The sequence below is a fragment of the Pseudomonas sp. P4_C4 genome, assembly GCF_056402055.1.
Map to the genome: position 1 here is coordinate 31,188 of NZ_JBFUID010000008.1, position 14,855 is coordinate 46,042.

Sequence of the window (14,855 nt, forward strand, 5' to 3'; positions counted from 1 at the left end):
AGGGCGATCACTTGTCCGAAGTGCTTCGCCCTGTCGTTAACCTTAAGTTACAAAACCCCCTGCCGATTTAAGTTATACAGAGATAGCGCTGAATAGTGGCTATCTGCCGCCCGTCTGCGCCTGCCAATAAAAAAAATAAGAAATCGAAGGGAGACATCCAGTGAAGAGCTTGCTCTATCCCGCTGTCGCACTGATGAACCGCCTGAGCTTCGGCATGAAGTTCAGCCTGATCAGCGTACTGTTCCTGGTGCCGATGCTGGTGACCAACTTCTATCTGGTACGTGACTCCTACCGCGAGTTCCAGGGCACGCGCATCGAACTGCAAAGTCTCGACCTGTTGGGCAGCAGCCTGACGTTGCGGCGCGATCTGGAAACCCTGAACAACCTGGTGCAGATCGATGTCAGCCTCGGCCAGTCCGGCAAGGCCAGCAATGTCGAATCGAAAATCAGCGCCCTTGAGCAGAATATTCTGACTCGCCTGCAAGGGCTGACGGCAATGACCAGCGACCCGGAGCAGGTCGCGGTGTTTGATGGCAAACGCGATGAAATGATCGCCGCGTTCAAGGCCCAGCAAACGGAAAACTCCCTGCAAAGCAAAAGTGCCCTGATTGGCAAACTGGTCGGCAGCGCGCAGATTTTCAGCCAGCTCATCACCAGCCAGGCCGGCCTCAGTCGCGACAATCAGAGCGACATGCGCCAGTTGAGCGAGCTGGTCACCCTCGTCACGCCACGTGTCACCCAGATCCTGGGCGAAGGTCGGGCAATGGGTTCCTATTCGTTGGGGCAGGGTTTCATCAACTCGGCTTCGAGTACCCGTTTCGATGAATTGCTGGTGCAGATTGAAAAGCTCCAGGCCGAGTATGGCCTGAAACTGCAGGATGCCCTGGGTTCCAGCAAAGCCGCACGCGATACCTTGGCCGCTCAGGCCGATAGCAGCCGGGCATCCTTGAAGAAAGCCAGCGAGCTGTTTGAAGAACAAGTGGTCATGGCCGATACCCTCGACGCGCCGTGGCAGGGCTTTTACGATCAGGTCAGCGCCCTGATGGACCAGACCTACCAACTCAACGAGGCGACCCTGAAGTATATGGGCCCGCAGTTGCAGCAACGCCTGGACCAGAACCGTACGCACATGGTCTTGCAGGCCGTGGCGTTGTCAGTCGTATTTGTATTGATCTTTTATCTCTACGGCGCTTTCTATGTCTCGACCCGCACCACGCTCAAGCGCCTGGGGGCGGTGATGGACAAGGTGGCGGCCGGCGACATGACCGTGACCTTCAGCGCCCACAGCCGCGATGAGCTGGGGGAGTTGGGCGAGGTGTTCAACGGCACCGTGAAGAAAATCCATGACCTGATCGAGCGGGTGGGGCAGACCGTCAGCGAAGTCGAGCGTCAGGCCGGGCAAGTGGAAAATGTTTCCGCGCAAAGCAACCAGGCCGTCGCCGGGCAGCGCACGCAAATCGAGCAAGTGGCCGCGGCGATGAACCAGATGTCGGCCACTTCCCAGGAGGTCGCGCGCAGTGCCGCCGCGGCAGTGAGCAGTGCCCACAGTGTCAACGACGAAACCATCAGTGGTCGCGGCTTGGTGGAGTCGCAGCAAGGCAGCATTGCCGCGCTGGCCAGCGAGATCGATCAATCGGTGCGGGTGATCAATCAACTGGCCAACGACAGCCAGTCCATCAGCCGCGTGCTCGACGTGATCAAGAGCATCGCCGAGCAGACCAATCTGCTGGCGCTCAATGCCGCCATCGAGGCCGCACGGGCCGGTGAGCAGGGCCGTGGTTTCGCCGTGGTAGCCGATGAAGTCCGGACCCTGGCCAAACGGACCCAGCAATCGACCGAAGAAATCGAGCAGATGATCGCCAGGCTTCATGGCGGTGTCGGCGCGGCGGTCAAGGCCATGGGCACCAGCCATGAAATGGCCAACGGCACGGTGGGGCAGTCGGAGAAGGTCCAGCGGGCGCTGGAAAACATCCTGGGCGCGGTCGGCATGATCGTCGACCAGAACCAGCAGATTGCCGCCGCCGTGGAGCAACAAACCGCCGTAGCCCACGACATCGACCAGAACATCGTCGAGATCAATCGCGCCGGCGAGCGTACCGCTGAAGGTGCACATCAGACCGAAGATGCCAGCCGGGCGTTGTCGGCCCAGGTCGTGGAGTTGAAACAGTTGATCAGTGCATTCAGGGTCTGAAAGTCTTCTCGAGACCCTGTGGGAGCGGCGTTCCGCAAAATCTGTGAACCACCCAAATCACTGTAGGAGGGAGCTTGCTCGCGATGGCGGCAGCACATCCAACATCCATGTGGCTGACCCACCGTTTTCGCGAGCAAGCCCGCTCCCACAATTTTGGTGTACTGTCGGAAAGTTTCGTAATACTTTTTCCCTTTACGGGTGGGAGTCCTCCTGATTTCCTCCGTGCACTGGATTTTGGATGTCAATCAAGGAAGAGTTACGCGGCTTACTTCATGGAGGAAACCCGGTTATGTCTGTTGCAACATCAGGAATCCAGGGGCGCTGTGCGCATTGTCAGCGCACATTGCTGCTTCAACCCTGGCAGCTCAACGCCATTTCGATCAATGAAGCGTTTGCCTGTGCCCACTGCCAGAAGCACGTTCAGTTACGTTGCCCGGAACAATTCAAACGCTTCAAGTCCCTCGACTCTTTTTCGCTGTTGCGCGCCAGCCTGCGGGTGATGGTTTGCACTGCCTTGCTGGTGGCGTTGGTGATGGAGTGGTTGGGGATGCTCAGCGTCATCGAACAGCTGAATGCTTCGCTGATCGTCATATTCGTGTACTTCGCGGTGGTCCTTTATTTCCGCCGGCGCCAGCACCTGACGCTGGTCCTGGAGGCTGCCAGGGCTCACGTCGACTGATTACCAGCCGAACACTTCGCAGCTGTTGGCGGTGCTGGCAGCCGCCAATCGTTCCGGGCTGATCGCCATCCATTGCGCCAGTGCCGTGCAGATCGCCGGCAAGTGTGCCGGACTGTTGCGCTGGCCGGGGAACATGGCAGGGGCCATGTCCGGCGAGTCGGTTTCCAGCACCACCGAATCCAGTGGCAGTCCGCCGAGCACGCGGTGCATGCGTAGCGCCTGCGGCCAGGTCGGGGCGCCGCCAAGGCCGAGTTTGAAACCGAGCTTGATGTATTCCCGCGCTTCTTCCTGGCTGCCGGCGAAGGCGTGGATGATGCCGGCCCGTTTCAGGCGAAACCGTTTGAGCGTGGCAATCACCGCCGCATGGCTACGCCGCACATGGATCAATGCCGGAAGATTGAAATTCACCGCCAGTTGCAATTGCGCCTCGAACAACGCCTGCTGACGGTCGCGGTCCAGGGTTTCGATGAAGTAGTCCAGGCCGATCTCGCCCACCGCACACAGTTGCCGATGGCCGGCCAGACGGGTCAGCCAGTCACCGAGTTCGCTCAGGTGTTGCGGTCGATGATCGTCCAGGTACACCGGGTGCAATCCGAACGCGGCGTGCAGGTCGGGATCACTCTGCACCAGCTCCCAGACCCGCTGCCAGTTGGCCTGATAAACCCCCAGCACCACGATCCGCCGCACCCCCAGGGCGCGGCTTTCGGCCAGCAGCGCCTGGCGGTCGGCGTCGAAGTCCGGAAAATCCAGATGGGTGTGGGTGTCGATCAGCTCCACGGTTCAGTCCTGAAGAATACGCTGCTTGAACGTGCGCGGGATGGCTTGCACGCCGGGCCGGTAATCAGACTGCTCGATGGCTGCCAGGGCCAGCGCGAGGACCTTGTCTGCGATCAGCTGATGTTGCTGGGCCATGGCGTTGACCGGCAGTGGCAGGAAGTCCAGTAACTGGGTATCGCCGAACGTGCCGAGGCGTAGCGGGCGGTTTCTCAGCGGGAAGTCGTGCAGCGCATCGAACACGCCCTGAAGCAGCACGTAGGAGGTGGTCACCAGGGCATCGGGTAAATGGCCCAGGCGCTGCAGCAACTCGTCCATCAATTGTTTGCCGCACTCGCGACTGAAGGATTCGCCTTCTTCGATCAGCACTTCCCCGTTGAACCCGACGAGCGCCTCTTTGAAGCCAGCGGCACGTTCCCGGCTGATGCTCAGCTCTGGGCGGGCGCCGATCAGCGCGATGTGCCTGGGCAGCGGCTCCAGCAGGCTGCGGGTCAGTTGCAGGCTGGCCTCGCGGTCGTCGCTGATCACCGAACAGAAATGCTCGGGCTCCATGACCCGGTCGATGGCGATGATCGGAAGGCCCTTGGCCTGCAATTGGCGATAGCTGTCGTCGCCGGTCGGCAGGCAACTGGCAACGATCAGTGCGTCGCAGCGCCGGGCGCGGAACAGTTGCAGCAATTGCCGTTCGCTGTCCGGTGCATCGTCGGAACTGGCGATCAGCAACTGATAGCCCCGGGCTCGCGCACCTTGTTCCAGCAATTTGGCGATTCGCGCGTAACTGGGGTTTTCCAGATCCGGCAGAATGAACCCCAATGTGCGCGTGTGTCGGCTGCGCAAGCCAGCGGCCTGTGGGTTAGGCGTGAAGCCATGCAGTTCGACGACTGCGCGCACGCGTTCGACGGTGGCGCTGCTGATGCGCTGTTGTTCGGCCTTGCCATTGATGACATAGCTGGCGGTGGTGACGGACACACCGGCCAACTGGGCGATATCACTGAGTTTCAACCCGCTGTTTCCTTGTTTTTTCGAGATTGCCTCGACATTTTCGTCAATCCTAACCGATTAAGGCAGGCGACCATTGTCGCAACGCATCCGACAAGTTGAGCTTCAAGGATGGGACATTATCGAGTAACGTGCCATTCATTCTAGATTAAACGTTTCAGCAAGCGTATTTTCTACGTTAGAGGCGCCTTTGGCCGGTTCTGCCGTGAAACCGCCAAAATGACGACCAAGCGCCTGAGCTGGCTCATTCAAAACAATACCTGGCGCCCCAAGGCGCCAAAAAGGAGAACACATGCTCGAGCTCACTGTAGAGCAGATTTCCATGGGCCAGTCGGCTGTGGATAAATCCGCAGCGCTGCAATTGTTGGCCCGGCATCTGGTCGCCGACGGCCTGGTTGCCGAGGGCTATCTCGCCGGTTTGCAGGCGCGGGAGGCCCAAGGCTCGACCTTTCTCGGTCAAGGTATTGCCATCCCCCACGGTACGCCCGAAACCCGCGACCTGGTGTTCACCACCGGTGTGCGCCTGATGCAGTTCCCCGATGGCGTGGACTGGGGCGATGGTCATATCGTTTACCTGGCGATCGGTATCGCCGCCAAATCCGATGAACACCTGCGCCTGTTGCAATTGCTGACCCGCGCCCTCGGCGAGACGGATCTGGGCCAGGCCCTGCGTCGCGCCGGTTCCGCCGAAGCATTGCTGAAGTTGCTGCAAGGCGCGCCGCAGGAGCTGGCGCTGGATGCGCAGATGATCGGCCTGGGTGTGGCGGCCGAAGATTTCGAAGAGCTGGTCTGGCGCGGCGCACGTCTGTTGCGGCAGGCCGACTGCGTGAGCAACGGTTTCTCCGCCGTGCTGCAGCAGGTTGAAGCGCTGCCCCTGGGCGATGGCCTGTGGTGGTTGCACAGCGAGCAAACGGTGAAGCGCCCTGGCCTTGCCTTCGTCACCCCGGACAAACCGCTGCGCTATCTCGGCCAGCCACTCAATGGACTGTTCTGCCTGGCCAGCCTTGGTGAGGCCCATCAAGCGCTGCTCGAACGCCTGTGCGCGTTGTTGATCGAAGGGCGTGGCCATGAGTTGGGACGCGCCACCAGCAGCCGCAAAGTCCTCGAAGTGCTCGGTGGTGAAGTGCCCGCCGACTGGCCCAGCGCGCGAATTGCATTGGCCAACGCCCACGGTTTGCATGCGCGGCCGGCGAAAATCCTCGCGCAACTGGCAAAGAGTTTTGAAGGTGACATCCGCGTGCGCATTGTCGATGGTCACGACAGCGCGGTGTCGGTAAAGAGTTTGAGCAAGTTGCTCAGCCTCGGCGCCCGTCGGGGACAGGTTCTGGAAATCATTGCCGAACCGGGCATCGCGGCTGATGCGTTGCCGGCCTTGTTGGCCGCCATCGAAGAGGGCCTCGGTGAGGAAGTCGAGCCGCTGCCGCCAGTAAGCCAGGCACGCGAAGTCGTTGCCGATATGGCCGAAGTGGTCCTCGCCCCGGTGTCAGGCAGCGTGGTCCAGGCGATTGCCGCCGCCCCGGGGATTGCCATCGGCCCGGCGCATATTCAAGTGCTGCAAACCATCGATTACCCGTTGCGCGGCGAGTCCGCCGGCATCGAGCGTGAGCGTCTCCAGCACGCCCTGGCGCAGGTGCGTCGTGACATTCAGGGCCTGATCGAGCGCAGCAAGAGCAAAGCCATCCGCGAAATCTTCATCACCCACCAAGAGATGCTCGACGACCCGGAACTGACCGATGAGGTCGATGCGCGCCTCAAGCAGGGCGAAAGCGCCCAGGCGGCGTGGATGGCTGTGATTGAGGCGGCGGCCCGGCAGCAGGAAGCGTTGCAGGATGCCTTGCTGGCCGAGCGCGCAGCCGACTTGCGCGACATCGGGCGCCGGGTGCTGATGCAGCTCAGTGGCATCGAAACCCCGAGCGAGCCGGATCAACCGTACATTCTGGTGATGGACGAGGTTGGCCCGTCCGACGTCGCGCGTCTGGATCCGGCTCGCGTGGCCGGGATTCTCACCGCCCGGGGTGGCGCTACGGCGCACAGTGCGATTGTTGCCCGGGCCTTGGGCATTCCGGCACTGGTCGGCGCCGGCCCCGGCGTGTTGCTGCTGGCGCCGGGTACGCCATTGCTGCTCGATGGCCAGCGGGGTCGCCTGCATGTGGACGCCGACGCGGCGACCTTGCAGCGCGCCACCGCCGAGCGCGATACCCGCGAGCAACGCTTGAAGGCGGCTGCTGAACGGCGCCATCAACCGGCGCTGACCACCGATGGCCACGCCGTAGAAGTGTTCGCCAACATTGGTGAAAGCGCTGGCGTAACCGGCGCGGTGGAGCAGGGCGCCGAAGGCATTGGCCTGTTGCGCACCGAACTGATTTTCATGGCCCACTCGCAAGCGCCCGACGAAGCGACCCAGGAAGTCGAGTACCGCCGCGTCCTCGACGGTCTGGCCGGGCGGCCGCTGGTGGTGCGCACTCTCGATGTCGGTGGCGACAAACCGCTGCCGTACTGGCCGATTGCGAAGGAAGAAAACCCCTTCCTCGGCGTGCGTGGCATTCGCCTGACCTTGCAGCGCCCGCAGATCATGGAAGCGCAATTGCGCGCCTTGCTGCGGGCGGCCGACAACCGGCCGCTGCGGATCATGTTCCCGATGGTGGGCAGTGTTGACGAGTGGCGCCAGGCCCGTGACATGACCGAACGTCTGCGCCAGGAAATCCCGGTCGCCGACCTGCAACTGGGGATCATGATCGAAGTGCCATCGGCGGCATTGCTGGCGCCGGTGCTGGCCAAAGAGGTCGACTTTTTCAGTGTCGGTACCAACGACCTGACCCAATACACCCTGGCCATCGACCGTGGCCATCCGACGCTGTCGGCCCAGGCCGATGGCTTGCATCCGGCGGTGCTGCAACTGATCGACATCACCGTGCGCGCGGCTCATGCTCACGGTAAATGGGTCGGTGTGTGCGGCGAACTGGCGGCCGACCCGTTGGCAGTGCCGGTGCTGATCGGCCTCGGGGTGGACGAACTCAGCGTCGGCGCTCGCAGCATTGCCGAAGTCAAGGCGCGGATTCGCGAACTGGGCTTCACTCAGACTCAAACCCTTGCCCGACAGGCCCTGGCCGTGGGCAGCGCCAATGAAGTGCGCGCACTAGTGGAGGCCCTGTAATGGCCCGGATTCTTACTTTGACCCTCAACCCGGCGCTGGACCTGACCGTCCAGTTGCCGCGCCTTGACGCCGGCCAGGTCAACCGCAGCGAGGTGATGCACACCCACGCCGCCGGCAAAGGCGTGAACGTGGCGCAGGTGCTGGCGGACCTCGGTCATCAGCTGACCGTCAGTGGCTTTCTTGGCGAAGACAACCTGCAAGCGTTCGAAACATTGTTCGCTAAACGCGGTTTTGTCGATGCGTTCATCCGCGTTCCCGGTGAAACCCGCAGCAATATCAAACTGGCGGAAAGCGACGGACGCATCACCGACATCAATGGGCCGGGACCGCAGGTCAGCGAAGCGGCGCAGCAGGCCTTGATGGAGCGACTGGAGCAGATTGCCCCGGGCCATGATGCGGTGGTGGTTGCCGGCAGTTTGCCGATGGGCGTCAGTGCGCAATGGTTGCAGGCGTTGATTTTGCGCTTGAAGAAGTTGGGCTTGAACGTCGCCCTCGACACCAGCGGCGAGGCATTGCGCGCAGCGCTGAAAGCGGGACCGTGGCTCATCAAACCCAACACTGAAGAGCTGGCCGAAGTATTGGATTGCGAGGTCGTCTCGGTCAGTGCCCAGGCCTTGGCGGCGGAGCGCTTGCACGCCCAGGGCATCGAGCATGTGGTGATTTCCCATGGTGCCGAGGGTGTGAACTGGTTCAGCGTCGGTTCGGCACTGCATGCCACTCCGCCCAGGGTCAGTGTCGCCAGTACGGTGGGCGCGGGCGACTCATTGCTGGCGGGGATGCTCCACGGTTTGCTCAGTGCCGATACGCCGGAGCAGACCTTGCGCACCGCCACGGCGATTGCCGCGATGGCAGTGACCCAGATCGGATTCGGCATTGGCGATGCAGCGCAACTGGCGCAGCTCGAACAGGGTGTGCGCGTGCGTCCCCTGACAGAACAATAAGAGGGTTTGTCATGAAGTTAGCCATCGTTACGGCCTGCCCGAACGGCATGGTCACCAGTGTGCTGTGTGCCCGGCTGCTCGATGCCGCGGCTCAGCGTCAGGGCTGGAGCACCAGTGTCGAAATCACCGATGCCGCGCATCCCGAAAAACAACTGTCGGCGGCCACCCTGGACGCGGCCGAGTGGGTGCTGCTGGTGACCAGCGCGCCGGTGGAGATGTCGCGGTTTGTCGGTAAGCGGCTGTTCCAGAGCACCCCGGCCCAGGCCCTGCAAGACGTGGAAGCCGTGTTGCGGCGCGGTGCGCAGGAGGCTCAGGTTTACGCCGCTGACGAAGCCGTCGTCGAACCTGTGACGGTGCCTCAAAACACGCCGCGACTGGTGGCCGTCACCGCGTGCCCGACGGGTGTCGCTCACACGTTCATGGCTGCCGAAGCCTTGCAGCAAGCGGCCAAACGCCTGGGCTATGACCTGCAAGTGGAAACCCAGGGCTCGGTCGGCGCGCGCAATCCATTGAGCGCGCAAGCGATCGCCGAGGCCGATGTGGTGCTGTTGGCGGCTGATATCGAAGTCGCCACCGAGCGTTTCGCCGGCAAGAAAATCTATCGCTGTGGCACCGGTATCGCTCTCAAGCAAGCTGAAGCGACCTTGAAAAAGGCCTTGGCCGAAGGCCAGCAGGAAAGCGCTTCGAGCAGCGCCAAGGGCCCAGCCAAATCAGAGAAAACCGGCGTCTATAAACACCTGCTGACCGGCGTGTCGTTCATGTTGCCGATGGTGGTGGCCGGCGGACTGATGATCGCCTTGTCGTTCGTGTTCGGCATCACCGCATTCAAGGAGCAGGGCACGCTGGCGGCGGCGTTGATGCAGATCGGTGGCGACACTGCATTCAAGTTGATGGTGCCGCTGCTGGCAGGCTATATCGCCTATTCCATCGCTGACCGTCCGGGCCTCGCGCCGGGGATGATCGGCGGTCTGCTGGCGAGCACCTTGGGCGCCGGATTTATCGGCGGGATCATTGCCGGTTTTCTGGCCGGTTATGTGGCCAAGGCGATCAACCGTTATGCACGTTTGCCGCAAAGTCTTGAGGCGCTGAAGCCGATCCTGATCATTCCGTTGCTGGCGAGTCTGTTCACCGGCCTGGTGATGATCTATGTGGTTGGCAAACCGGTCGCCGGCATGCTCGCCGGGCTCACGCATTTCCTCGACAGCATGGGCACCACCAACGCGATTCTGCTGGGTGTATTGCTGGGCAGCATGATGTGCGTCGACCTCGGCGGGCCGATCAACAAGGCGGCCTATGCCTTCTCGGTCGGGTTGCTGGCGTCGCAGAGTTACGCGCCGATGGCGGCGACCATGGCGGCCGGCATGGTGCCGCCGATCGGCCTGGGCATCGCCACGTTCATTGCGCGGCGCAAGTTTGCGCAGACTGAGCGCGAAGCCGGTAAGGCAGCACTGGTGCTGGGGCTGTGCTTCATCTCCGAAGGGGCTATTCCGTTTGCGGCGAAAGACCCGTTGCGGGTGATTCCGGCGAGCATCGCCGGCGGTGCGTTGACTGGTGCGCTGTCGATGTATTTCGGCTGCAAACTGATGGCGCCCCACGGTGGGTTGTTCGTGCTGGCGATCCCGAATGCGATCAACCATGCGCTGCTTTATTTGCTGGCGATTGTGGCAGGGAGCCTGTTGACGGCGGTGGTGTATGCGCTGGTGAAACGGTCGGAGGCGGTGGAGCTGGCGGTAGAGCCCGTCAGCGCCTGACACCCAATCCTGTAGGAGCGAGCCTGCTCGCGATGACGGCGTGATATTCAGCAAATATGGCGACTGTTACACTGCTATCGCGAGCAGGCTCTCTCCTACAATGGATCTGCATTGCTAGTAGATATTTGTGTCATGCCAGGGTCTTAGGGCCATGCTTTAGTTTTTCCTTTTTCAGGGAGAACACCATGAGCGATTTCAACCTCGGGCGCCGTCGTGTCATGCAAGCGGTCGGCGCCGGATTGCTGTTGCCGGGGCTGGCGCCGGCGGTGATCGCTTCGGTCAAGGACCGGCCGCAACTCACCGACGGCGTGCAGTCCGGCGACCTGCTGGGCGACCGGGCGATCATCTGGAGCCGCTGCGATCGCCCCGCGCGGATGGTGGTGGAGTGGGACACCCGCAGCCTGTTTTCCAACCCTCGACGTTTCGTCTCGCCCCTGGCCGATGCGCGCACCGATTTCACCGCTCGGGTCGAACTCAGCGGGCTGCCCGCCGACCAGGCGATTTTCTATCGCGTGCAGTTTGAGGACGCCCAGAGCGGCGTTGCCAGCGAGCCCTGGTTCGGTCACTTGCGCAGCGTGCCGCAGACCCGGCGCGACATCCGTTTTGTCTGGAGCGGCGACTCCGCCGGCCAGGGCTTCGGCATCAACCCGGACTTTGGCGGCATGCGCATCTACGAGGCGATGCGCCGGCGGCTGCCGGACTTCTTTATCCACAGCGGCGACATCATTTACGCCGATATCCCGATCCGGGCGCAGCTCACCACAGAAGGCGGCCGGGTATGGCGCAACATCACCACCGAGGCCAAGAGCAAAGGCGCCGAGACCCTCGATGAGTACCGTGGTAATTACCGCTACAACCTGATGGACGAAAACATCCGTCGCTTCAACGCCGAGGTCCCGCAGATCTGGCAGTGGGACGACCATGAAGTGGTGGACAACTGGTCGCCCGGCAAGCAGCTGGGTGCGCGTTACCAGAGCAAAGATATCCACAGTCTGGTGGACCGCGCACGCCAGGCCTGGCTCGAATACGCGCCGATGCGCTGGCAGAGCGCCGATGGCGGCGGGCGCATCTATCGCAAGCTCGGTTACGGGCCCATGCTCGATGTGTTCGTGGTGGACATGCGCAGTTATCGCGGGGCCAATGACGACAATCTGGGCGAGGCCAAGCCATTCCTCGGTCGTGAGCAACTGGACTGGCTCAAGCGCGAAATGCAGGCCTCGAATGCGCAATGGAAAGTGATCGCCGCCGACATGCCCATCGGCCTCGGCGAAGGGGACGGCGAAGTCAGCCCCGGTGTCACGAGGTGGGACGCGGTGGCCAACGGTGACCCCGGCCCGGCCCAGGGCCGCGAACTGGAAATCGCCGAATTGCTCGGCTTTCTGCGGGCGCAGCAGGTGCGCAATTTCCTGTTCCTGACCGCGGATGTGCATTACTGCGCGGCCCATCATTACCACCCGGATCGGGCGGCGTTTCAGGATTTCGAACCGTTCTGGGAGTTCGTCGCCGGGCCTTTGAATGCCGGCAGCTACGGGCCGAATCCGCTGGATAAAACCTTTGGTCCTGAAGCGGTGTTCGAAAAGGCCCCACCGGCGCAGAACCTCTCGCCGTTTGCCGGGTTTCAGTTTTTTGGCGAGGTGAACATCGATGGGCAGAGCGGGGAGTTGAGCGTGGTGTTGCGCGATCTGGATGGTGTGTCGGTGTTTGAGCAGAAGTTGCAGCCGGTCTGATCGCTGGACACAAAGCCCCTGTGGGAGCGAGCTCGCTCCCACAGGGAATTCAGTGAATCAGTACACGTCGCGGCGGTAGCGGCCCTGTTCGATCAGGCGCTCCACTTCGGCGGCGCCCAACACCTCGTTGAGCACCTGGTCCACGCCTGAAGCCATGCCTTGAAGGCTGCCGCAGATGTAGATCACCGCACCGTCCGCCAGCCACTTCTTGAGCTCGGCTGCCGATTCGCGCAGGCGATCCTGTACGTAAACCTTTTCGGCCTGGTCGCGGGAAAACGCCAGGTCGAGGCGCGCCAGATCACCATTGATCAGCCACTCCTCCAGCTCCTTTCGGCACAGGTAATCGTGTTCGCGATTGCGCTCGCCAAACAGCAGCCAGTGACGTTGCTGACCGTCGGCAATCCGCGCCTTGAGCAGGCTGCGCAACCCGGCCAGCCCCGTGCCGTTGCCCAGCAGGATCATCGGCACCGGCTGCGCCGGCAGATGGAAACCGCTATTGCGCCGCACTCGCAGGCTGATGGAACTGCCTACGGGCGCGTGCTCGGTCAGCCAACCGGAGCCGACGCCGAGGTTGCCGTCGGCATGCACTTCCTGGCGCACGATCAATTCCAGCACGCCATCGGCCGGGATCGACGCAATGGAATACTCGCGCATGGCCAACGGCACGAGGGCCTCTGCCAACGCTTGGGCGTGCAGGCCGACCAGATGGGCGCGGTTCTCCGGCAACTGGCGGCTGGCCAGGGCCTGTTCGAGGGTTTCCTCCAGGCCGTTGAGTTGCACCCTGGTTTCACCGTGAATGCCCAGGCCGTCGAGGAAATGCTCGATGGCCCACGGGCAATTGCGCGGCAACACTTCCACCAGGTCGCCCGCCAGCCAGCTGCTGGTGGAAGGAGGCTTGAGGCCCAACAAGTACACCGGCGAGCCACTGCTGTCCGGGTTGAGCAGTTCACGACGCAGCAGGGTCCAGTTGTCGTAGTTGGGTGCTTGCCAGGTATCCACGGGGGCCTGACCGGTCAACAGGCCCAGTTGCTGTTGCCAGTGACGCAAGGCGTAAGGGTCACCGCTGTCGACCTCCACCGGGGCGAACAGGGTCTTTGCGCCATGTTCACCCAACCAGGCGTGCAGGCGTTTGGCGAAACCGCAGAAGTGTTGATACTGCCGGTCGCCCAACCCAAGGACGGCATAATTCAGGCGTCCCAGGCTCGGTGCCCGGCCCAGTACCTTGCGCTCGAAACCGCGGGCGCTGTCCGGTGCTTCGCCGTCGCCGAAGGTGCTGATGACGAACAAGGCATTGTTCGATTCATGCAAGTCCTGCTCGCTGACGTCCGCCAATGGTTGCACTTTTACCGGCAAGCCTGCGGCCTGCAATTGACCGGCGGTCTGCCATGCCAACTGCTCGGCAAAACCACTTTGGCTGGCGAAGCCGATCAGCCACGCCGGCGCATCGCTGGCGGTTTGCACGAGGTCTTTGCGCGCATCCTTGATCTGGCGTTTTTTGCGCCGACGATCCAGGTACAGCATCCAGCCGGTGACGAAGAACAGCGGCATGGTCAACGCGGTGAGGGTCAGGATGATGCGCCCGACGATGCCGAAGTAACTGCCGACGTGCAGCGCATAGATGCTGGTCAGCAGTTGCGCCTTGAGGCTCTTGTCGCTGTAGCGATCAACCCGTTTGACCACACCGGTGGCCGGGTCGAGGGTGATCTGGTTGAGGGCGCGGTCGTGAGGCGAAGTTTTCAGCAGGAAGTACACGGTCGCTGGTTGGCCGGCCACGGGCGGCATGCGCACATTATAGGAACTGAGTTGCGGACCGGCCGCGCTGTAGATGCTGCTCCACATCGCCGCGTAATCGGCCGTCGGTGCCGGACCGCTTGGCGCAGGGCCGCGTCCGCCGCGAACGCGTTCGTTCTGCGGTGAGTCGGAGAGCAACCGGGTCAACCCCTTGTTGTACCACTCGTAGGACCAGGACAACCCGGTCAGCGCCGCCAGGAGGTAAAACACCAGGCACCAGGTGCCGGCCACCGAGTGCAGGTCCCAGTTGAAACTGCGACCCTTTTTCTTCCAGTCCAGAGTCAGCCAGGCGCGCCAGCTTCTCCACTGGCGAGGCCAGCGCAGGTACAGGCCGGACAGGCAGAAGAACACCAGGATCAGCGTGCACGCACCGGTGATCTGCCGACCCGTGTCGCCCATGGCGAGAAAGCGGTGCAGTTGCAGCATCAGGCCGAAGAAGTCCTGGCCGGTGGCGTCGCCGAGGAATTCGGCTGTGTACGGGTCGAAGTAGCGCATCTCGCCTCGGCGCTCACCCGGCGGCGGGGTGAACCACACTTTGGCGGCGTTGCCGCTGTCGGTTTCCACGGTGAGCATCGAGACTTTTTTGCCCGACACGGCTTCGATGCGCTCCACCAGTTCGGCAGGCGGCAGCACACCGGCGACCTGTTTTTCGACCTGCAACACGGAAGGGTTGAGCACATTCAGGATTTCATCCTGAAACGACACCGTTGCCCCGGTGATGCCCATCAGGGCCAGGACCAGCCCGGAGCTGATGCCGAAAAACCAGTGCAACTGGAACAGGGTTTTCTTCAACACGTCGCTCGCCTTGTTCGTTCAAATTGATTCATCACGGCGCGCATTATGCCGTG

The 14,855-nt window shown here is 62.3% G+C and carries 9 protein-coding genes; 6 read left to right on the forward strand and 3 right to left on the reverse strand.

The features are described 5' to 3' along the window. Window positions 1–1,486 precede the first annotated feature (1,486 nt). Together AC1DXW_RS06725 and AC1DXW_RS06730 are read left to right on the forward strand one after the other, a co-directional pair. Entirely contained in the window at window positions 1,487–2,191 is a 705-nt protein-coding gene (locus AC1DXW_RS06725) for a methyl-accepting chemotaxis protein (RefSeq protein WP_477759873.1), read from the forward strand. Window positions 2,192–2,480: 289 nt separating this feature from the next. Next, window positions 2,481–2,870 carry a hypothetical protein gene (locus AC1DXW_RS06730; protein ID WP_477752807.1) on the forward strand — a complete coding sequence of 130 codons (390 nt, stop codon included), beginning with the start codon at window positions 2,481–2,483 and terminating at the stop codon, window positions 2,868–2,870. On the opposite strand, the gene AC1DXW_RS06735 is transcribed toward AC1DXW_RS06730, so the two are convergent. Together AC1DXW_RS06735 and cra are read right to left on the reverse strand one after the other, a co-directional pair. Further along, the gene (locus tag AC1DXW_RS06735; RefSeq protein ID WP_477759861.1) at window positions 2,871–3,647 is read right to left on the reverse strand and encodes a TatD family hydrolase; all 777 of its coding nucleotides are present in this window, start codon (window positions 3,645–3,647) and stop codon (window positions 2,871–2,873) included. A 3-nt stretch (window positions 3,648–3,650) separates the two neighbouring features. Beyond that, complete coding sequence (gene cra / locus AC1DXW_RS06740) at window positions 3,651–4,646, reverse strand: catabolite repressor/activator (protein ID WP_477752805.1); 996 nt, start codon at window positions 4,644–4,646, stop codon at window positions 3,651–3,653. Window positions 4,647–4,935: 289 nt separating this feature from the next. Here cra and ptsP point away from each other — a divergent pair, with 289 nt between their 5' ends. The 4 genes from ptsP to AC1DXW_RS06760 all read left to right on the forward strand — a co-directional run bounded on the left by ptsP (window position 4,936) and on the right by AC1DXW_RS06760 (window position 12,216). Further along, a complete protein-coding gene (gene ptsP / locus AC1DXW_RS06745; RefSeq protein WP_477752804.1) occupies window positions 4,936–7,797 on the forward strand; it encodes a phosphoenolpyruvate--protein phosphotransferase in 2,862 nt (953 codons plus the stop codon). Continuing rightward, complete coding sequence (gene pfkB, locus AC1DXW_RS06750; protein WP_477752803.1) at window positions 7,797–8,738, forward strand: 1-phosphofructokinase; 942 nt, start codon at window positions 7,797–7,799, stop codon at window positions 8,736–8,738. Before ptsP ends, pfkB begins: the two co-directional genes overlap by 1 nt. Window positions 8,739–8,749: 11 nt before the next feature. Then, entirely contained in the window at window positions 8,750–10,489 is a 1,740-nt protein-coding gene (locus AC1DXW_RS06755; protein WP_477752802.1) for a PTS fructose-like transporter subunit IIB, read from the forward strand. Window positions 10,490–10,674: 185 nt separating this feature from the next. Then, window positions 10,675–12,216: an alkaline phosphatase D family protein gene (locus AC1DXW_RS06760; RefSeq protein ID WP_477752801.1), complete on the forward strand. Its 1,542-nt coding sequence runs from the start codon at window positions 10,675–10,677 to the stop codon at window positions 12,214–12,216. A gap of 57 nt (window positions 12,217–12,273) precedes the next feature. On the opposite strand, the gene AC1DXW_RS06765 is transcribed toward AC1DXW_RS06760, so the two are convergent. Further along, window positions 12,274–14,802: a PepSY domain-containing protein gene (locus AC1DXW_RS06765; protein ID WP_477752800.1), complete on the reverse strand. Its 2,529-nt coding sequence runs from the start codon at window positions 14,800–14,802 to the stop codon at window positions 12,274–12,276. Window positions 14,803–14,855 lie beyond the last annotated feature (53 nt).

What these genes read in the sequence shown, in the direction of transcription:
- AC1DXW_RS06725 (WP_477759873.1), top strand. Translation starts at nt 1,487, where the DNA reads ATGTCGGCCACTTCCCAGGAGGTCGCGCGCAGTGCCGCCGCGGCAGTG.
- AC1DXW_RS06730 (WP_477752807.1), top strand. Translation starts at nt 2,481, where the DNA reads ATGTCTGTTGCAACATCAGGAATCCAGGGGCGCTGTGCGCATTGTCAG.
- ptsP (WP_477752804.1), top strand. Translation starts at nt 4,936, where the DNA reads ATGCTCGAGCTCACTGTAGAGCAGATTTCCATGGGCCAGTCGGCTGTG.
- pfkB (WP_477752803.1), top strand. Translation starts at nt 7,797, where the DNA reads ATGGCCCGGATTCTTACTTTGACCCTCAACCCGGCGCTGGACCTGACC.
- AC1DXW_RS06755 (WP_477752802.1), top strand. Translation starts at nt 8,750, where the DNA reads ATGAAGTTAGCCATCGTTACGGCCTGCCCGAACGGCATGGTCACCAGT.
- AC1DXW_RS06760 (WP_477752801.1), top strand. Translation starts at nt 10,675, where the DNA reads ATGAGCGATTTCAACCTCGGGCGCCGTCGTGTCATGCAAGCGGTCGGC.